Here is a 17,668-nt window from a genome sequence, read left to right on the forward strand (position 1 = left end):
TCGGGCTCGCGCAGGGCCAGGGGGGCGACGGCTCGCAGGGGCTGGATGAGCATGGCAAAGACTCCGGTGCGGGTGGGCGACGGAGTCATTGGAAGCCGGGGGGGGAGCGGTGGCTACTGTCAGATCTGACAGGGGTGGGCGGGATTCCGATGAGCGGCAGCGCAGCTCGTTTGCAAGCCGTCTGCGATGGCACATACCCGGATTGAAAGATCGCGCGCCCTTTTCGACGGGCGGGAGCAACTGTCTTGGCCCTGCCCTGCTGCCCCCCACTGACCGGGCAACGGCGCCTACGCCACCGGAATGTCCAGCTCCGCCGACATGAACTGGCTGATCCGCGACCGGAGCCAGCGTTCCGCCGGGTCGTTGTCGTGCACCCCGCTCCACGCCATCGACAGTTGCGCCGCGTCGATGGGGAACGGCGGATCCTCGGCCCGCAGCGCGCAGCCTTCCACCAGTGCGCACGCCGCGTAGTCGGGCACGGTGGCGATCATTTCGGTGCCGGCCAGCAAGGCGCGCAGGCCACTGAACTGCGGCACGCCCAGCACCACCCGGCGGGTGCGGCCGACCTTGGCCAGGTCCAGGTCGATGTTGCCGCTCAGATCGCCGGAGAACGACACCATCGCGTGGGGCCGCGCGCAGTACTCGTCCAAGGTCAACGGCCCCGGACGGTCGTCGCCGCGCAGCACCTTGCAGGGAATGTCGCGCAGTTTCTTGCGTTTGGCGTTGGCCGGCAGATCCGTGGTGTAGCTAACGCCCACGGAGATTTCCCCGGAGGCCAACAATGTCGGCATCAACAGGTAGTTGGCGCGGCGGACCACCACCACGATCCCCGGAGCCTCCTCCTGCAACTGGCGCAGCAGCGGCGGAAACAGGCCGAACTCGGCATCGTCCGACATCCCGATGCGGAACACGTCGCAACTGGTGGCGGGGTCGAAGGCCTTGGCCCGGCTGACCGCGCCGCTGATCACGTCCATGGCCGGCTGCAGCTCGTCCAGGATCGCCAGGGCCCGGGCGGTGGGCTCCATGCCGCGACCGTTGCGCAGCAGCAACGGGTCATCGAACAGATCCCGCAGGCGACCCAGCGCGGCGCTCACCGCCGGTTGGCCCATGAACAGTTTTTCGGCGACGCGGGTCAGGTTCCTTTCGAACATCAGCGCTTCGAAGATCACCAGCAGGTTCATGTCGACGCGGCGCAGATCGTTACGGTTCATGGACGTGTTTTCCTTATGGAGTCAGGCGCAAGTGCTGCGCACTTTACCCGAACGACGGTGACGGGCCATGCGCGTTTGCGGCGGAATTAACAACGTTTAACTCGCAAGCCTCCGCCCCGCCGCCGAACAATGAATCCCTCTGCGCAGCGTTGTTTTTTCGACCTGAGGGAAGGCGCTGACCGTGCGTTCCCCCCGACACGGATTCTGGCCATGGCTCACCTACAGCAAACGCTCGCCCGCATGCCTGCCGGCGATGCGCCCAAACCTCAGACCGGCGGCCTCAGCCCGCAGCGGGAACGGTTGGTCAAACAGCTGATTCTCGAACGCCTGGACCAAAGCCTCGAAGTCACCGAACTGGCCCGCGCCTGTGCGCTGTCGCGCAGCCACTTTTCCCGCGCCTTCAAGTGCAGCACCGGGCTTTCGCCCCAGGACTGGATCCGCGCCCAGCGCATCGCCCGGGCCAAGCTGCTGATCCAGCACACGGACCTGAGCCTGACCCAGATCAGCCTCGAATGCGGCTTCTGCGACCAGGCGCATTTCTGCCACATCTTCACCCGCAGCGAAGGGATCAATCCGTTCGCCTGGCGCTGCCGGGTGGTCAAAGGGCTCTGATCCCTGCTCAACGCAGCGCCATGCGCTGAGCCAGGCGCGCCACGCGTTCGCCCAGGTGGGCGGCGGTGCGGCGGTCCTCGACCGGCGGCACCTGCCCGGGCGGCCGTTCGACGCACGACTGGGACATGGCGCCCAACGAACTGCCGAGCCGGTTCAGTTGCCCGTCGAACGATCCTTGGCACGAACGCGCCGGCAACAGGTCCAGGCCGACCCAGATCATCGAGTGCTGCGCGGCGAACACGGCCATTTGCTGGAGGGTGCCGAGCTTGTCGCCGCACAGGCTGCCGGAGTTGGTGAAGCCCGCCGCCAGCTTGTCGCGCCAGGGCCTGGCCAGATAGAACGCGGCCGTGGCTTCCATGAACTGCTTGAACGCCGCCGACGCGCTGCCCATGTAGGTCGGCGCACCGAAAACGATCGCGTCGGCGCGGTGCAGCCATTCCCAATGCGCGTCCACGTCCTCCACGGCGATCAGCCGGCAGGTGCTGCCCGAGTGGCGCGCAACGCCCAAGGCCACCGCTTCGGCCATGACCCGGGTATGCCCGTAACCACTGTGATAGACCACCACCACTTCGCTCATCGCAGCGTCCTCCGGACGTATGCATTCCTTCGCCCGCAGTGTTGGGGCGAGGCCGGCCAGGGACGAGTTAATCGTTGTTAATTTTTTCCGGTCGTCGGACGGGCCGGTGCAGGTTTCGGCCTTTAAATACAGTGGGTGCGACCCCGGATCGCCGCCGGAGCCCTTCGCCAGCACATTGCGCTCGCGGGCAATCATGGGGAATATGCCCGGAAACAGCGGACTAGACGCCCCGGCAGACCCTGCCGGCCACCGTCCGCCCCGGCCCTCGCCCCGTGAACGCGTGCGGCCGGGATCACAAGAAAGCGGTACAGGAGTGAGCGGTTGAGTCTTTCCCCGGATCAGGCCATCGGTTTCGGCCCCTATCGGATCCACCCCGGCCAGCGGCTGGTGCTCGAAGGCGACCAGCCGTTGCGCCTGGGCCGGCGTGCGCTGGACATCCTGCTGATCCTGCTGGCCCACGCCGGCGAGGTGGTGAGCAAGCAGCGGCTGATCGCCGGGGTCTGGCCCGACAGCGTGGTGGAAGACATCAACCTGCGGGTGCACATGGCCGCCCTGCGCAAGGCGCTGGGCGACGGCCAGGCCGGGCAGCGCTACATCGTCACGGTGGCCCAGCGCGGCTACAGCTTCGTCGCGCCGATCATCCTGCAGGCCATCGAGCACACGCCATCACCGAGCGCGACCGGCCGGCACAACCTGCCGTTGCGCCGCACGCGGATGATCGGGCGTCAGGCGCTGGTCGACAACCTGATGGCCCAGCTGCCGCGCCAGCGCTGCATCACCCTGGTGGGGCCCGGCGGCATCGGCAAGACCACCGTCGCCCTGCGCGTGGCCGAACAATTGATCGGGCGCTACCGGGACGGCATCCGCCTGCTGGACCTGGCGCCGATCAACGATCCGCAACTGATCGGCTCGCACCTGGCCAATCTGCTGGACCTGTCGCTGCACGACAATGATCCGTTGAGTTGCCTGATCGCCAGCCTGCGCGACCGGCACATGCTGCTGGTGATCGACAACTGCGAGCACCTGATCGACGCCGTGGCCCTGCTCAGCGAAGGCATCCTGCGGGGTGCGCCCCAGGTGCACATCCTGGCCACCAGCCGCGAAAGCCTGAGGATCGAAGGCGAGTTCGTGCAGCGTCTGGAATCCCTCGACTGCCCGCCGCCGATCGCCGTGCCCGACCTTGCCCAGGCCATGAGCTTTTCGGCGCTGCAACTGTTCGCCGAACGGGCGATGGCCGGCCACGACAGCTTTGAACTGGGCGATGCCGACCTGCCGCTGGCCATCGGGATCTGCCGTCGGCTGGACGGCATTCCGCTGGCGCTGGAACTGGCGGCCGCGCAGGTCGCGACGCTCGGACTGGAAGGCTTGCTGATGCAACTGCAAGGCCGCTTGCCCGCCGGCGAGCGGATCGGCCAGAACCGGCACCAGACGCTGCGGGCCACGCTGGACTGGAGCTTCAACCTGCTCAGTGCCTGCGAACAGGCCTGCCTGCGCCGCCTCAGCGTGTTCCGCGGCGGCTTTACCCTGGAGTCGGCAGCAGCCGTGATCGTCGGTCGGCACATCGAACCGCACCACGTGTTCGGTTCGGTCACGCAACTGGTGGCCAAGTCGCTGCTCAGCGTCGAGGTCGGCGATGAAGAAGTGTTCTACCGCCTGCTCGACACCACCCGCCGCTATGCGCTGGAGAAGCTCGACCACGCCTTGGAACTCGACCAGACCCGCGAACGCCACGCCGAACGTTGCCTGGCGCTGATGCACCAGGCCCAGGCCGATTGGGAAATGACCCCCACCGTGCTGTGGATCGAACGCTACGCCCGTGGCCTTGAGGATCTGCGCGCGGCGCTGGGCTGGGCGCTGAACGGGGAAGGCCCGCAGGATCTGGGCGTACGCCTGACCGCGACCTCGGCGCCGCTGTGGCAAGAACTCTCGCTGCTCAAGGAATACGGCGGCCATGTGCGTCGGGCCCTTGAGTTGCTGGCGTCTGCCGCCTCGCCCTGCCCCCGCCTGGAAATCGCCCTGAAGCTGGCGCTCGGCAGTGCCTGCTACCACACCTTCGGCGGCACGCCGGAGACCATCGACGCCTTCGTCGGCGCCCATGCGCTGGCCCGGCAGCACGACGACATCGCCGGGCAACTGCGCGCCGTGTCCGGGCACATGGCGGTCAACCTCAGCTGCGGCCATTACCGGATGGCGCTGGAGCAGAGCGAGCAGTTCGAGAACCTGGGCCTGCACGGCGATCCGCTGTTGTCGTTGAGCACGCACCGCTTGCGGGTGCTGGCGCTGCATTACGCGGGGGATCAGCCGCAGGCCCGGATCCATGCCGAGCAGGTGATCCAGCGCATGGCCCAGAGCGGCCACCGCAACCGTTTCACCCATGGTTTCGGCGTGCAGTACGACCAGAGCGTCGCCTCGCTGACGGTGCTCGCCCGGGTGCTGTGGCTGCAGGGCTTTCCCGAACAGGCGTGGCGCACGGCCCGGCAGGCGCTGGACATCGCCGTGCAGATCGACCATGGCACGTCGATCTGCTACACCCTGGCCCTCGCCACCTGCCTGATCGCCCATTACAACGGCGACCGGCAGAACGCCCGCGCCCTGCTGCGCCAGCTGCACGAACAGGCGCAGAAGCATTCGGTGCTGCTGTTCCACACCTGGGCCCGGCAGTATGCGCAAGTGATCGACGCCGACACCGCCGTCGCCGTGCCGCCGGCCGACAGCGGGCTGGTCCGCGAGATCATGGTGACGCTCGACAGCGGCTTCATTGACGATGCCTTGCTGGAGCGCGCTCAGAGCGGCGCGGCGGGATGGAGCACGGCGGAGATCCTGCGGGCCCGGGCCGAGCAGCTGTTGCCTGAAGAACCGCTGCGGCTGGACGGACGCCATCGCCAGCAGGCTGGCGATGGCGTCGAGACAGACACGGCCAGAACCGAAACCGCCGAAGCCGTTCTGCTGCAAGCGCTGGACATCGCCCGAAACCAGGGCGCGCTGGCCTGGGAACTGCGTAGCGCCACGTCGCTGGCCCGGCTGTGGCAGCGTCAGGCGCGCCACCACGAGGCGCTGGCGCTTCTCGATCCGGTCTATCGGCGCTTCACCGAGGGCTACGCGACGCCGGATCTGCGCAAGGTGCGCCTACTGCTGGACGAGTTGCGCAGCCAGACGGACGTCTGAGGCATCGTGCGTGCGCCCCCTGTAGCGGGCATGGCGCCGCTCCAGTTCAGCCAAGTCGCCGCTGTCCGCCGGCTGTTCGCCGAGGTAGCGCCGGGTGGTGTTGAGCAGGCGGTAGCGCACCACCCCGCTGCCCCGCTCCACCGTCAGCAACGATTTGGCCGCCAGCCGTTCAACCGCCGCCGCCAGCATCGACGGCGGCATTTGCGCACAGCTGATCACGGCCATCGCCGCGTCCAGGGTAAAGGCAGTCTTGAACACCGCCAGGCGTTGCAGCACGCGCCGCTCCTGGTCGCTCAGGTGCCGGCAGCCCCAGTCCAGCGCGGCGCTCATGGACTGATGGCGCGGCACCGCCGTGCGCCTGCCGAAACTCAGCCATTGCAGGCCGTTGTCCAGCTGGGCGTGCAGCCCGACCAGCGCCAGCGCATCGATCTGCGCAGCCGCCAGTTCGATCGCCAGCGGCAAGCCGTCGAGCCGCTGGCAGATCTCGCGCACCGCCGGCAGATCCTGCTCACGCAGCGCAAAGCCGTGCTGCCGTGCCCGGGCCCGGCTGACCAGCAACTGCACCGCCGAAAACGCCATGGCCTCAGCGACATGGCAGCACGCCGACACACCGGGCACGGCCAGCGGCGGCACGTTCTGCACGGTTTCGAGGTTGACCTGCAACGCTTCGCGGCTGGTGACCAGGATCACCAGCCGCGGGGCCGCCGCCAACAGCGTCTCCAGCACCTCGCGGCAGGCTTCACGCCAATGGTCGGCGTTGTCCAGCACCAGCAGGGCGTGGCGGGCGGTCAGGGTGGGATAGTCGGTGTCCAGGGCTTGCAGCAACGCGTCGAGCAAGGGGGCGCTGGCGTCGATCAGCGAAAGATCCACCCGCCACACCCCGTCGCGAAAGTGCTGCAGCAGCAGCTCGGCCGCGCGCAAGGCCACGGTGGATTTGCCGACGCCGGCGGGGCCCGTCACGGTCATCAGCCGGCACAGCGGCAATTGGCGGACCAGGCCACCCACCAGTGAATCCCGACCGGTCACCGGGGTCAGCCGCGCCGGAAGATTGTGCTGGGGGGCCTGCAGGCTTTCGAACACCACCTGCGCAACGCTGTCGCCCTGCACCGGGGCGACGAAGCTGTAACCGCACTGCGGCACGTTGACGATGTAGCGCTGGCCCTTCTCACCGTCGCCCAGCGCCCGGCGCAAGGCGGCGATGTGCACCCGCAGGTTGATGTCTTCGACCACTGACGTCGGCCACACCAGCGCGATCAGCTGCTCCTTGCTGACGACGCGGCCGGCGCGCTCGACCAGCACCTGCAGGATGTCCAGCGCACGGCCGCCCATGCGCAATTGCCGATCCCCTTCGAGGATCAGCCGCTGGCGCAGGTGAAAGGCAAACGGGCCGAACCGCAGGACCGATGCCGTGCTCAAATCAACGAGGCTGTTCATGCCCGCTATCTTGGCAGGCCCCCATGACGGCACAACCGCCACACGGGGCGCAGCACGGACATCCGGGTGCCCGGGACGGACAGAAACGCTCTAGCTGAACTGTTCGCGGTACTGCAGCGGCGTCAGGCCCAGCTTTTCGCCAAACAGAAAGCGCATGTGGCGCACGCTGCCGAAACCGCTTTTGAACGCCACGGTCTTGAGCGGAAGGTCGCTGGTTTCCAGCAGATTGCGCGCACGGTCGATGCGTGCGTTCTGCAGGAACTCCATGGGCGTCATGCTGACCTCCCGGGCGAACACCCGCGCAAAGTGCCGCGGGCTCATGTTCGCGATCCCGGCCATCCGCTCAACGCTGAAGGCCTCCTCCAGGTGTTCCAGCACATGGTTCTGCACCCGCGTGACCGGCGTCTCCTGAGGGGCCACCGCCGCCATCAGCGGACTGAACTGAGCCTGTCCGCCCTGACGCTTCATCACCACCAGCAGCACCTTGGCCACGTCCTGGGCGAGCTTCTTGCCGTGGTCCCGGGCGACCACCGCCAGGGCCAGATCGATGCCGGCGGTGACGCCGCCGGAGGTGATGAGGTTGCGATCCTCGACGTAGATCCGGTCTGTCGCGACGATGGCCTTGGGAAACCCCTTGATCAGCCGCTCGGTGTAGTTCCAGTGGGTGGTGACGCGATAGCCGTCGATCAGCCCGGCATGCCCCAGCACGAATGCCCCGGTGCAGATGGAGCCGTAACATCCCGCCCGACCGACCGCCCCCGGCAGCCAGGCCTGCAGCGACGGCAGCCTTTCGTTGTAGGCACCGGGCCCGCCGGGCACCAGCAGCAGGTCGTAACGCTCGTTGTCGTCCTCGATGCACCGGTCGGTGTGCATCAAGACGCCATTGGATGCACGCAACGGCCCGCGTTCGGTGCCCAGGGTGGTCAACCGATAATGGTTCTGGGGCTTCAGGTAGCGGTTGGCCACCGAAAACACTTCGAGGGGGCCTGCCATGTCCAGCAGGAGAAACTCGGGAAACAGCACCATTGCCACGCTTTTCATGGGAGACACATCACTGAAATCTATGATTCGGCATAAGTTGCCGCATTTTGCCGCAGTACACCACGAGCGGCCCGAAAGACGCCGTGATCCGCAGCACAAAACTGTCAACTTGAGCAGGACAGTATTTCAATTTTCACCTACTTATTGCTCAAACCGGTAAATATTAATCTTCTCCTCAAGCGGACGAATCAACGTCCCGACAGGAGATTCCATCATGCTGACCCTTCGCAAAGCTTCCGACCGCGGGCTCGCCAACCATGGCTGGTTGAAGTCGTTCCACACCTTTTCCTTCGCCAGCTACCGTGACCCGCGCGAACAGGGTTTCTCGGACCTGCTGGTGATCAACGACGACCGCGTCGCCGCCGGCAAAGGTTTTGGCCAGCACCCGCACCGTGACATGGAGATCTTCTCCTACGTGCTCGAAGGCGCACTGGAACACAAGGACACCCTCGGCACCGGCTCGGTGATCCGCCCCGGCGACGTGCAACTGATGAGCGCCGGCAGCGGCGTGGCCCACAGCGAGTTCAACCATTCGACGAGCAAGCCCGTGCACTTTCTGCAGATCTGGATCGTGCCCGATGTGAGCGGCGCCAAGCCTCGGTATCAGCAGGAGCATTTCAGCCCGCAGAAAAAACGCGGCCGGCTGCAACTGATCATCTCGCCGGACGGCACCGACGGCTCGCTGAAGGTGCGCCAGGATGCACGGGTGTTTGCGGGACTGTTCGACGGCCACGAAAGCGCCACGCTGGAACTGCCGACCCATCGCTATGCCTACGTGCATGTCGCTCGCGGCAGCATTGAGCTGAACGGCGTGCAGTTGCAGGAAGGCGACGGCGTGCGGGTTCGTGAGGAACAGGCGCTGACCTTGAGCAACGGTGCTGATGCCGAAGTGCTGGTGTTTGACTTGAGGCCCCAAGAATTGCCAGAAATGCCTTGAGACAAACGCACCACCCAAAAACGGCCTTCATTTGAAGGCCGTTTTCATTGTTCCAGGGTGACCGGCGTGGCAACAGGCACGGGTGCGCTGGCCTCCTTGACCGACTGAACCGCCGCCAAGGTCGTCTGTATCGCGACCATCACGTTGGCCTGGTTGGTGTAGATGGCCCCCACCAGAATGGCCACTCCTGCCAGAAACTGCACGGCAACACCTGCCCAATAGCTGGTTCTGAAATTGATCACTTGCTTTGCCGCTTCCTGGGCCCCTTCGGCAGCCTTGAGCGTTTGCTCCGCGATCAGCTCCAGGCGCTTGTCTCTCTCCTGCTGGACCTTTTCACGCTCCAGCTGCGTTTTGTCCCGCTCCAACTGTGCCTTGTCTCGTTCCCGCTGTGCGACCTCCTGTGCCTTGTCTCGTTCCCGCTGTGCGACCTCCCGCGCCTTCTCCCGATCTTGCCGGGCCCTTTCCTGAGCGGTTTCCCGCTCCTGCCTGGCTCGCTCCTGTGCGGCTTCCCGCTCCTGCCGTGCTCGTTCCTGCGCTTCGTCTCGCTCCTGCCTGGCTCGTTCCTGCGCTTCGTCCCTCTTCTGCCTGGCTCGTTCCTGAGCGGCTTCCCATTCTTGCCGTGCTCGTTCCTGCGCTTCTTCCCTCTTCTGCGTGGCTCTTTCCTGAGCGGCTTCCCATTCTTGCCGTGCTTTATCCTGTGCTGCGCCCTGCTCCTGCCGAGCCCTTTCCTGAGATCGCTCCCACCTCAGCCGTGCGCGCTCCCAGGATCGCTCCCGCTCCAACCGGGCTTTTTCCTGAAGCCGCTCACGTTCCAGACGGGTTTCCTCCCGGGCCCTTTCGCGCTCCAGGAACGCCTTGTCCCGTTCCGCCTGCACCGCGACGAACTCATCCAGTTTCGCGGACATGGATTCGATCCGGGCATCCATCCTGACTTCGATGGTCTCGATCCTGGCGTTGAATTCCTCTCGGCTGACGTGGTTCATGGATTCGGTCTTGTCGGTGGCTCTGGACATGTCGCATTCCTGAAACGGGCTGATTTCCCTTGCAATCAATTCCACACCTCTGCGGCTATCAATTCGTCCCTGATTGATCCCTTCAGAACGAGGGGTTTGTCTCGTCCGAGGTCTGGAAAACGATAGAGCCCGGCCCGAAAAGCCACAAGCCGGCGAATTCCGCCCTTAATGTAGGCAATGTCGCCACCCGACGTAGCCTTGCCAAGTCCACGCATTCAGCGCGTCTGGCCTATCCGTTCTCCGGTGCGAACGCGTCCACGATCTGCTCGATCACCGCCCTGACCCGCGCCGTGTGACGCAGATCCGCATGGGTCACCAGCCACACTTCATAGGCTTGTGGCCGCGTGCGCTCCGGCCAGAGCCGAACCAGCCCGTCCCGCTCCCCCATGTAGACGGGAATTTCTCCTACACCGATGCCGGCGGCAATCGAACGCCGCACCAACAGGCTAGAACTCAGACCTGCCACGATACGCCCGCGCCCCACCGGTTCGGACGCCAGCGTCACCTCTTTTCCGGCCTTCACATAGGGTTGATACACCACCAGGTCATGGCCCTCGAATGCAGTGCCCGGCGACGGCACGCCTCGCGCGTCGACATAGGCCTGCGAAGCGAACAGCCCCACCGGCCAGTGCGCGATGCGGCGTGCGATGAGGTCGGGATCGTCAGGCCGAGCGTTGCGCACCGCGATGTCCGCTTCGCGTTTGGCCAGGCTCGAGAATTGCGTGGAGGCGTCCAATTGCACACGCACGTCAGGATGCAACTCATGCAAACGCGCGATGGCCGGAATCAGAAAGTCGATGGCCAGAGAGTCGGTGGTGCTGACCCGCACGTTACCGCTCAGCCGCTCGTCCATGCCCTGGATCCGGCGCTCCAACTCCAGCGCCGAATGCTCCATTTTCTCCACGGACAAGAGCGCAGCCTCACCCACCGTCGTCAACGCATAGCCATCGGAGGTACGCAGGAACAGCTTGGCGCCCAACGACTGCTCGAGCGCCGTGACGCGCCGTCCCACCGTGGCTTGATCAACCCCCAGGACCCGCGCCGCACCACGCAAGGTCGACTCGCGGCAAACCGCCAGAAACACCTTGGCATCATCCCAGTTCATATTGCCTCCCCCACTGATGCACCAATGCATCATCACTCAGCAAAATCGCTGCGCATGTGCAGCGACCTTAGTCGATATGCTCAGCGCCATAAACCTTTTGAGCAAAGGAGCCGCGCGACCGTTTCGTTCGCCACGTTTCAGGCGCTGGCCGGGTTCGCGTCATCGGCACTGTTCGAGGCCAGCGGAGGCAACCATGCGCTGCTGTGTTTGACGGCCGCCGGCTCATTGGCGGTGGCGCTGCTGCTGGAACTGGCCGCGATAGGGTTGCCTTACACCTTTGCGCGACACCGCTGCCTGAGTTGACCGACCTGTTTTCATCACCGAACCACACCTTGCGAGGCACCGAACATGACCCTGCCCACTGAAATGACCCGAATCGAGATCACCCGCCCCGGAGGTCCGGACGTCCTGCAACCCCGGCGCGTGCCGTTGCCGACCGTGCCGGAAGGCGAAGTGCTGATCCGGGTACGCGCGGCCGGCATCAACCGCCCCGATGCCCTGCAACGGGCCGGCCTGTATCCGATGAGGCCCGGGATGAACCCGATCCCCGGGTTGGAAGTGGCCGGAGAGATCGTCGCCCTCGGCGCCGGGGTGGATACGTTCGCCATCGGCGACAGGGTCTGCGCTTTGACTAATGGCGCAGGCTACGCCCAATACTGCAGCGTGCCTGCCGGCCAGACATTGGCGATGCCTGCGGGGCTGGACTGGGTGCAGGCGGCAGCGCTTCCCGAAACCTTCTTCACGGTATGGGCCAACCTGTTCGGCTTGGGCGGCGCCCGGCCAGGCCAGCGAGTCCTGATCCACGGCGGCACCAGCGGCATCGGCACTACCGCGCTGATGCTCTGCCGCGAATTCGGCATCGAGGCCTTCGCCACCGCCGGCAGCGCCGACAAGTGCACGGCCATCCGCGAACTCGGCGGTGAACCGATCAATTACCGCGAGCAGGAATTTTCCGCGCTCATCGCCGAAAGAACCGCTGGCCAGGGCGTCAACGTGATTCTCGACATCATGGGCGGCTCTTACCTCAACGCCAACCTCCAGGCACTGGCGATGGACGGACGTCTGGTGATGCTCGGCTTCCTCGGGGGCGCCCGGGCCAACGACGTCGATCTGCTGGCGATCCTGGCGAAACGGGCGGTGGTCACCGGCTCGCTGCTGCGCGCCCGCACCGGCGACGAGAAAGCGGCCATCGCCGCGCAACTACGTGAACACGTGTGGCCGACACTGGCGGCCGGGCGCTGCCTGCCGATCATCGACAAGGTCTACCCGCTCACCGAGGCAGCCTTGGCCCACGCCCACATGGAAGCGGGGAACCACATCGGCAAAATCGTGTTGACGGTGGACTGAGCCACCGTCGCATCTTGCAATCATTGCTGGTGCGCGGCGGTCGAAAATCTCGCGCGCGGACGAAGGCTTCTGGTACAAAGCGTTCTTTGTCCGCGCTCCGGTGAAACGTTTAATGCTCCCCGCTTTCATGACCCGTCTGCGACGCCGTCGGCTGACGTTCGCCTGCATGGCTGCCCTGATCATCGGCTTGCCGACAAGCTGCGCCGTGCTGGAGCATGCCGAGCGCAAGCTGCTTTTTCGCATCGAACCCGGCACCGCAGGCTGGTATCACGGCTTGCCCGACAGCGTGCAAGAACTCGACCTGCAGCCGAAGCGCTTCAGGGCCGGGCAAAGCATTCACGCCTGGTGGTGGCCGGCGGAACGGGCCAACGCTCCGGCCATCCTTTATCTGCACGGCGTTCGCTGGAACCTGACGGGCCAACTGTTCCGCATCGAACAATTGCGCGCGGCCGGCTATTCGGTGCTTGCCATCGACTATCGGGGTTTCGGCAAAAGCCAGGGCGACCTGCCGTCGGAAAGCAGCGTCTATGAAGACGCCCGAGTGGCCTGGGAACGCTTTCAACAACTGCAGCCCGATCCGGGCAAGCGCTTGATCTACGGCCACTCGCTGGGAGGCGCGGTGGCCATCGACCTGGCCGCCGAACTGGGCCGCAACGCCGCCAGGGACCATACCCCCCTGCCGGTGCGCGGGCTGGTCATCGAGTCCACCTTCACCTCCTTGGCGGACGTAGCCGCCGCCGTGGCCGACACCTCATTGCCGGTGCGCTGGCTGCTGTCGCAGAAATTCGACTCCATCGACAAGATCGCCGATATCCACATGCCGCTGCTGGTGGTGCATGGCCAGGCAGATGCGTTCGTGCCGCCCCGGTTCAGTGAGCAGTTGTTCGCTGCCGCCCGGCAGCCCAAACGGCTGTTGCTGGTGCCCGGTGGGACGCATAACAACAGCATGGCCCTGGGCGGGCAGAGCTATCGCAAGGCCATCGATGCCCTGATGCGTGCGCCTAGGGTGGCCGGTTCGGCGCCAGGGCAAATCGCCCGGGACTCCTGACGTCCGACCGGGCATACTGCCGCCCCCCGAACGTCACGAAAAGGATCGCGTGTGTTGCCCCGCCCCATTGCCCTGTGGTTTTACTATCCCGTCTGCTGGCTCGCCTTGCTGGCCTTGATGGCGCACATCGCCTTTTATGACTGGAGCCTGATCACGCCCATCGACGTCACCGGCACCTTCATGGGTGGCTTGGGTGGGCAACTGTTCGCCACCGGCTGGCTGATCGCAACCTCCGGGTTGCTGCTGACAGTGCTGCTGCGACTGCCCGGCTCGACCGCCGCCTGCATCGGCGCCGGACTCCTGCCCCTGTCCATCGGCGCCTGGTGGCTGGCGAACTACCCTGAAGATTCCGACAACCTCATCTACAGCACCAGCCCGCAGGAAATCAAAATCGCCATGCTCATCGGCGTGGGATTCTTGCTGCTGGGCGCGTTCCAGCGCTCACGGCGCGCCCCATCGCTTTCCCGCTTCAAGTTGATTGTCCGCACCGGGGTAGCGATTCTGCTGTCGCTCCTCTTCATCAGCGTGCCACTGATGGTCGCCAAGCAACGCTCGCTGCCGTATTGCGCATTCGACAAGGACGGGCAGCAACTGACCGTGTGCCTGGGCGACGAAGATGAGCGGGTGATCGTGGACTGACCGCTTCAGGGATAAGCCTGGCGCCAACCATGCGCAAAACATCTGGAAAAACACCGCCGCTCCCGATGTCCAACGCTTTGCTATGGTTCATGCGTCGAACGCGCTGCCGGGTGAACAATCGCCGCCGCCCGCGTTTCGACTTCCGGGAGCACTACCATGAAAATCAACCCTTACCTGATCTTCAACGGCGACTGCCGAGCCGCCTTCACGTTTTACGAGCAATGCCTGCAAGGCAAACTTGAAGCGATGATGTCATTCGGCGAAACGCCTGCCGCCGAACACGTACCGAAAGACCATCACCACCTGATCATCCATACGTGCCTCAAGGTCGGCGACCAGATGCTCATGGCCTCGGACACCACTCCCGACCGCCCGACCCCGGGCATGAGCGGCTGCTCGGTGTCCCTGAACGTCGACAGCGTCGCCGAGGCGGAACGGGTCTTCAACGCTCTGGCCAAGGACGGACGCATCGACATGCCGCTGGAGGCGACCTTCTGGGCCGCTAGTTTCGGCATGTTGACGGACCGTTTCGGCGTGTCCTGGATGGTCAACTGCGAAAGCGACAAGTGACTTAGCACGGGCGCCAGGCATGAAAAAGCCCACCCCTGAGGGCGGGCCTTGTGCTCAGCGCTGCGCCAGCTCATGCCGCACGCATTGCTCGTAATAGGTCTGCTTGACCGCCGCCGGCTTGAGCCGGGAAGTGCTGTTGTAGGTCTGCTCGGTAATGCCCATGGCCGTCATGCGCATCCATGGCTGCTGGAACTTGCGAACCTGCAAGCGCTTGCGCGCGCCATACAGGGAAATCCCCGACAGTTTCGATTGCTGTGCGCCTGCGGCGATGTCCGAGCCCCACGCGCATGCAAAACGATGGCTCTTGCTCAGTTCTTTCGCTTGAGCCCCCAGCGCAAGGGCAGCCAGGGAAAGCGTTGCAACGGTGATGACAATCGTCCGCATATAGCCCACCTAACCTTTTGAAAAAAGGCGAGTTTGCCGATACGGAGATCATCCGGGGGCCAGCAGTTTGCCGTCTGCTGGCACTTTGAAGGCAGGCGGTACGGTCAGCGCCGTCCGACGCTGCCTATCCCTTGACGCACACCACCTGACGCAAGGTATGCAGCACTTCCACCAGCTCACGCTGCGCGTGCATGACCTTCTCGATGTCCTTGTAGGCCATCGGGATCTCGTCGATCACGTCCGCATCCTTACGGCACTCGACATGAGCGGTGGCGCGAACCTGATCCGCGACGGTGAAGGTATTCTTGGCCTTGGTGCGGCTCATGGTTCGGCCTGCGCCATGGCTGCAGGAGCAGAACGACTCTTCGTTGCCCAGACCGCGCACGATGAAGCTCTTGGCCCCCATCGACCCTGGGATGATGCCCAACTCGCCCTTCTTCGCCGACACGGCCCCCTTGCGGGTGATCAATACGTCCTCACCGAAATGCCGTTCCTTCTGCACATAGTTGTGATGGCAGTTCACTGCTTCCAGGGCCACTTCGAACGGTTTGCGGATGACGGTCCGGGTCGCACGGACCACCGCGTCCATCATCATGACCCGATTCTGCCGGGCGAAGTCCTGCGCCCACCCGACTGCCTCCACATAGTCGTCAAAGTGCCGGCTGCCCTCTTCGAAGTACGCCAGATCGCGATCCGGCAAGTTGGCGATGTGCTGGCGCATGTCCTTCTGGGCCATCTGGATGAACAGGTTGCCGATGGCGTTGCCCACGCCGCGGGAACCGCTGTGCAGCATGAACCAGACCCGGTCGGCCTCATCCAGGCACACCTCGATGAAGTGGTTGCCGCTGCCAAGCGTGCCGAGGTGATTGCGGTTGTTCGTGTCGGCGAGCTTCGGGTATTTGTCGGTGATCGCCTTGAACCGCGGAAACAGCGCCGCCCAGGCCTGGTCTGCCTGTGGCGGTATCTGATCCCACGCCCCTGTATCGCGCCTTGAGCGGGTCAGGGTTCTGCCGTGAGGGACGGCCTGCTCGATGGCACTGCGCAGGCCATGCAGGTTGTCGGGCAGATCGGCAGCCCTCAGTGAGGTGCGCGCAGCGATCATGCCGCAACCGATATCCACCCCGACCGCCGCCGGAATGATCGCCCCGACCGTGGGAATCACGCTGCCGATGGTCGAGCCCTTGCCCAGATGCACATCCGGCATCACGGCCAGGTGCTTGAAAATGAACGGCATCTTGGCGGTGTTCAACAATTGCCGCCGCGCTTCCTCTTCCACCGGGACGCCCTCGGTCCACAGTTTGATCGGCTTGCCGTCAGCGACTTCCAGCAGTTGGTAGGTAGGTTGTTTCATCGTCTCTATTCTTCGTTTCGTCACCCGGTCGGGCTCAGGCTTCGTTCACCCCCCAGAAGCAGGAGTCTCCCTTCGGCATGGGCTAAGATAGACTGCTCCAAACACCTTCATGCATACAGAGTTGTATCAATGCTTAAGAAACACCCGGAAAGCAAAGCAGCCACCGCTGCCGAGATTGAACGCTCTATCCAGGCCTTGAACAAAATGGCTGAGCGTCTCTGGGGGGAGGGTCGGGAAGCTGAGGCAAAGGCCCTTCTGGATGCCTTGGATGCGCTGAACCGTGCCTTGGATCGAATCAGGATCGGAGAAAGTCGCAAGGTGGTGACGTTGCACTGAAATGCAGTGACATTTTGCGCGCGTTTTGCGCAGGCACAAAAAAGCCGATCTGATTGATCGGCTTAAGTGTCTGATTTTACTCAGGAATAATGGTCGGGACGGAGTGATTCGAACACTCGACCCCTAGCACCCCATGCTAGTGCGCTACCGGACTGCGCTACGCCCCGACTAGGCGTGAATCTTGTTCCTCATCTCGAGGAACGCTCAAGAATATATCGCAAGCTTTTGAAAACTGGAAGTATTTAAAAGCAGTAATTTATTGCTTGAGCACCACCAGCACATCTTCAAGCTCGGCGATCATCTGGCGGATCATCTGTTTGTACTGCGTGGTGTCGTCTTTGGCCTCATCACCGGATAGCCGTAGACGTGCACCACCGATGGTGAAGCCTTGATCGTAAAGGAGTGCGCGGATCTGCCGGATCATCAGCACGTCCTGGCGCTGATAATACCGGCGGTTTCCGCGCCGCTTGACAGGGTTGAGCTGAGGAAACTCCTGCTCCCAGTAGCGCAGCACGTGCGGTTTGACCGCACACAGCTCGCTGACTTCACCGATGGTGAAGTAGCGTTTGCCCGGGATGACGGGAAGTTCGTCGTTATGACTTGGTTCCAGCATAAGCCTCAACTCGGGCCTTCAACTTCTGCCCTGGACGAAAGGTGACCACACGGCGAGCCGTGATCGGGATTTCTTCCCCCGTTTTCGGGTTGCGGCCAGGCCGCTGGCGTTTGTCCCGAAGGTCGAAATTGCCGAAACCCGACAATTTGACCTGCTCGTTGTCTTCAAGAGCGTGCCTGATTTCCTCGAAAAACAGTTCGACCAACTCCTTGGCTTCCCGCTTGTTCAGGCCCAGCTCTTCATACAGACGTTCCGCCATCTCAGCTTTCGTCAAAGCCCCCATAC

General features: G+C 64.2%; 18 protein-coding genes, 1 tRNA gene and 1 pseudogene. 9 read left to right on the top strand and 11 right to left on the bottom strand.

Translation table 11 applies throughout. The features are described 5' to 3' along the window. Window positions 1-287: 287 nt before the first annotated feature. The gene (locus tag CAG31_RS00010; RefSeq protein ID WP_085577436.1) at window positions 288-1,211 is read right to left on the bottom strand and encodes a LysR family transcriptional regulator; all 924 of its coding nucleotides are present in this window, start codon (window positions 1,209-1,211) and stop codon (window positions 288-290) included. Window positions 1,212-1,421: 210 nt separating this feature from the next. Here CAG31_RS00010 and CAG31_RS00015 point away from each other — a divergent pair, with 210 nt between their 5' ends. Beyond that, the gene (locus tag CAG31_RS00015) at window positions 1,422-1,823 is read left to right on the top strand and encodes a helix-turn-helix domain-containing protein (protein ID WP_085577437.1); all 402 of its coding nucleotides are present in this window, start codon (window positions 1,422-1,424) and stop codon (window positions 1,821-1,823) included. A gap of 7 nt (window positions 1,824-1,830) precedes the next feature. On the opposite strand, the gene CAG31_RS00020 is transcribed toward CAG31_RS00015, so the two are convergent. Next, complete coding sequence (locus CAG31_RS00020) at window positions 1,831-2,400, bottom strand: flavodoxin family protein (protein ID WP_085577438.1); 570 nt, start codon at window positions 2,398-2,400, stop codon at window positions 1,831-1,833. Window positions 2,401-2,721: 321 nt separating this feature from the next. Between CAG31_RS00020 and CAG31_RS00025 the strand changes: the two genes are divergently transcribed. After that, on the top strand, window positions 2,722-5,565 hold the full coding sequence (locus CAG31_RS00025) for a winged helix-turn-helix domain-containing protein (protein WP_085577439.1): 2,844 nt from the start codon (window positions 2,722-2,724) through the stop codon (window positions 5,563-5,565). Here CAG31_RS00025 and CAG31_RS00030 read toward each other — a convergent pair. Together CAG31_RS00030 and CAG31_RS00035 are read right to left on the bottom strand one after the other, a co-directional pair. Continuing rightward, window positions 5,527-6,999: a winged helix-turn-helix domain-containing protein gene (locus CAG31_RS00030; RefSeq protein ID WP_085577440.1), complete on the bottom strand. Its 1,473-nt coding sequence runs from the start codon at window positions 6,997-6,999 to the stop codon at window positions 5,527-5,529. The genes CAG31_RS00025 and CAG31_RS00030 overlap by 39 nt on opposite strands. Window positions 7,000-7,089: 90 nt before the next feature. Further along, the gene (locus CAG31_RS00035) at window positions 7,090-8,040 is read right to left on the bottom strand and encodes a GlxA family transcriptional regulator (protein WP_085577441.1); all 951 of its coding nucleotides are present in this window, start codon (window positions 8,038-8,040) and stop codon (window positions 7,090-7,092) included. A 214-nt stretch (window positions 8,041-8,254) separates the two neighbouring features. Between CAG31_RS00035 and CAG31_RS00040 the strand changes: the two genes are divergently transcribed. Beyond that, on the top strand, window positions 8,255-8,977 hold the full coding sequence (locus tag CAG31_RS00040; protein WP_085577442.1) for a pirin family protein: 723 nt from the start codon (window positions 8,255-8,257) through the stop codon (window positions 8,975-8,977). Window positions 8,978-9,021: 44 nt separating this feature from the next. Here the strand turns inward: CAG31_RS00040 and CAG31_RS28615 are convergent, their stop codons facing one another. Both CAG31_RS28615 and CAG31_RS00050 read right to left on the bottom strand, forming a co-directional pair. Continuing rightward, window positions 9,022-9,990: a hypothetical protein gene (locus tag CAG31_RS28615; protein ID WP_256575464.1), complete on the bottom strand. Its 969-nt coding sequence runs from the start codon at window positions 9,988-9,990 to the stop codon at window positions 9,022-9,024. Between the two features lie 229 nt (window positions 9,991-10,219). Continuing rightward, the gene (locus CAG31_RS00050) at window positions 10,220-11,095 is read right to left on the bottom strand and encodes a LysR family transcriptional regulator (protein WP_085577443.1); all 876 of its coding nucleotides are present in this window, start codon (window positions 11,093-11,095) and stop codon (window positions 10,220-10,222) included. A 105-nt stretch (window positions 11,096-11,200) separates the two neighbouring features. Here CAG31_RS00050 and CAG31_RS00055 point away from each other — a divergent pair. The 5 genes and pseudogenes from CAG31_RS00055 to CAG31_RS00075 all read left to right on the top strand — a co-directional run. Then, window positions 11,201-11,398, top strand: a pseudogene (locus CAG31_RS00055) (MFS transporter); the annotation flags it as partial. A 45-nt stretch (window positions 11,399-11,443) separates the two neighbouring features. Then, complete coding sequence (locus CAG31_RS00060) at window positions 11,444-12,442, top strand: NAD(P)H-quinone oxidoreductase (RefSeq protein ID WP_085577444.1); 999 nt, start codon at window positions 11,444-11,446, stop codon at window positions 12,440-12,442. Window positions 12,443-12,554: 112 nt separating this feature from the next. Then, the gene (locus CAG31_RS00065; protein WP_085577445.1) at window positions 12,555-13,490 is read left to right on the top strand and encodes an alpha/beta hydrolase; all 936 of its coding nucleotides are present in this window, start codon (window positions 12,555-12,557) and stop codon (window positions 13,488-13,490) included. Between the two features lie 51 nt (window positions 13,491-13,541). Beyond that, window positions 13,542-14,129, top strand: coding sequence for a hypothetical protein (locus CAG31_RS00070; protein WP_256575463.1), 588 nt, complete (start codon window positions 13,542-13,544; stop codon window positions 14,127-14,129). Between the two features lie 156 nt (window positions 14,130-14,285). Further along, window positions 14,286-14,699, top strand: a complete 414-nt coding sequence (locus CAG31_RS00075) for a VOC family protein (RefSeq protein ID WP_085577446.1) — start codon at window positions 14,286-14,288, stop codon at window positions 14,697-14,699. 54 nt (window positions 14,700-14,753) lie between these two features. On the opposite strand, the gene CAG31_RS00080 is transcribed toward CAG31_RS00075, so the two are convergent. Both CAG31_RS00080 and CAG31_RS00085 read right to left on the bottom strand, forming a co-directional pair. Further along, window positions 14,754-15,083 (bottom strand): hypothetical protein, encoded by a 330-nt coding sequence (locus CAG31_RS00080; RefSeq protein ID WP_085577447.1) that lies wholly within the window; start codon window positions 15,081-15,083, stop codon window positions 14,754-14,756. A gap of 124 nt (window positions 15,084-15,207) precedes the next feature. Next, window positions 15,208-16,434, bottom strand: coding sequence for an RtcB family protein (locus CAG31_RS00085; protein WP_085577448.1), 1,227 nt, complete (start codon window positions 16,432-16,434; stop codon window positions 15,208-15,210). 129 nt (window positions 16,435-16,563) lie between these two features. On the opposite strand from CAG31_RS00085, the gene CAG31_RS00090 reads away from it, so the two are divergent. Beyond that, the gene (locus tag CAG31_RS00090; RefSeq protein ID WP_085577449.1) at window positions 16,564-16,770 is read left to right on the top strand and encodes a hypothetical protein; all 207 of its coding nucleotides are present in this window, start codon (window positions 16,564-16,566) and stop codon (window positions 16,768-16,770) included. 90 nt (window positions 16,771-16,860) lie between these two features. On the opposite strand, the gene CAG31_RS00095 is transcribed toward CAG31_RS00090, so the two are convergent. The 3 genes from CAG31_RS00095 to ihfA all read right to left on the bottom strand — a co-directional run bounded on the left by CAG31_RS00095 (window position 16,861) and on the right by ihfA (window position 17,666). After that, window positions 16,861-16,937, bottom strand: a tRNA-Pro gene (locus CAG31_RS00095). 89 nt (window positions 16,938-17,026) lie between these two features. Beyond that, complete coding sequence (locus tag CAG31_RS00100; protein WP_085577450.1) at window positions 17,027-17,383, bottom strand: MerR family transcriptional regulator; 357 nt, start codon at window positions 17,381-17,383, stop codon at window positions 17,027-17,029. Next, entirely contained in the window at window positions 17,364-17,666 is a 303-nt protein-coding gene (ihfA, locus tag CAG31_RS00105; protein ID WP_002553164.1) for an integration host factor subunit alpha, read from the bottom strand. The genes CAG31_RS00100 and ihfA overlap by 20 nt, the downstream gene beginning before the upstream one ends. Window positions 17,667-17,668: the final 2 nt, after the last annotated feature.

This window comes from Pseudomonas sp. R25(2017), assembly GCF_002112565.1.
GTDB lineage: Bacteria > Pseudomonadota > Gammaproteobacteria > Pseudomonadales > Pseudomonadaceae > Aquipseudomonas > Aquipseudomonas ekonensis.

Bases quoted from the DNA above. Each gene is read 5' to 3' on its own strand.
- CAG31_RS00010 (WP_085577436.1), bottom strand. From the start codon at position 1,211: ATGAACCGTAACGATCTGCGCCGCGTCGACATGAACCTGCTGGTGATC.
- CAG31_RS00015 (WP_085577437.1), top strand. From the start codon at position 1,422: ATGGCTCACCTACAGCAAACGCTCGCCCGCATGCCTGCCGGCGATGCG.
- CAG31_RS00020 (WP_085577438.1), bottom strand. From the start codon at position 2,400: ATGAGCGAAGTGGTGGTGGTCTATCACAGTGGTTACGGGCATACCCGG.
- CAG31_RS00030 (WP_085577440.1), bottom strand. From the start codon at position 6,999: ATGAACAGCCTCGTTGATTTGAGCACGGCATCGGTCCTGCGGTTCGGC.
- CAG31_RS00035 (WP_085577441.1), bottom strand. From the start codon at position 8,040: ATGAAAAGCGTGGCAATGGTGCTGTTTCCCGAGTTTCTCCTGCTGGAC.
- CAG31_RS00040 (WP_085577442.1), top strand. From the start codon at position 8,255: ATGCTGACCCTTCGCAAAGCTTCCGACCGCGGGCTCGCCAACCATGGC.
- CAG31_RS28615 (WP_256575464.1), bottom strand. From the start codon at position 9,990: ATGTCCAGAGCCACCGACAAGACCGAATCCATGAACCACGTCAGCCGA.
- CAG31_RS00050 (WP_085577443.1), bottom strand. From the start codon at position 11,095: ATGAACTGGGATGATGCCAAGGTGTTTCTGGCGGTTTGCCGCGAGTCG.
- CAG31_RS00060 (WP_085577444.1), top strand. From the start codon at position 11,444: ATGACCCTGCCCACTGAAATGACCCGAATCGAGATCACCCGCCCCGGA.
- CAG31_RS00065 (WP_085577445.1), top strand. From the start codon at position 12,555: ATGCTCCCCGCTTTCATGACCCGTCTGCGACGCCGTCGGCTGACGTTC.
- CAG31_RS00075 (WP_085577446.1), top strand. From the start codon at position 14,286: ATGAAAATCAACCCTTACCTGATCTTCAACGGCGACTGCCGAGCCGCC.
- CAG31_RS00080 (WP_085577447.1), bottom strand. From the start codon at position 15,083: ATGCGGACGATTGTCATCACCGTTGCAACGCTTTCCCTGGCTGCCCTT.
- CAG31_RS00085 (WP_085577448.1), bottom strand. From the start codon at position 16,434: ATGAAACAACCTACCTACCAACTGCTGGAAGTCGCTGACGGCAAGCCG.
- CAG31_RS00090 (WP_085577449.1), top strand. From the start codon at position 16,564: ATGCTTAAGAAACACCCGGAAAGCAAAGCAGCCACCGCTGCCGAGATT.
- CAG31_RS00100 (WP_085577450.1), bottom strand. From the start codon at position 17,383: ATGCTGGAACCAAGTCATAACGACGAACTTCCCGTCATCCCGGGCAAA.
- ihfA (WP_002553164.1), bottom strand. From the start codon at position 17,666: ATGGGGGCTTTGACGAAAGCTGAGATGGCGGAACGTCTGTATGAAGAG.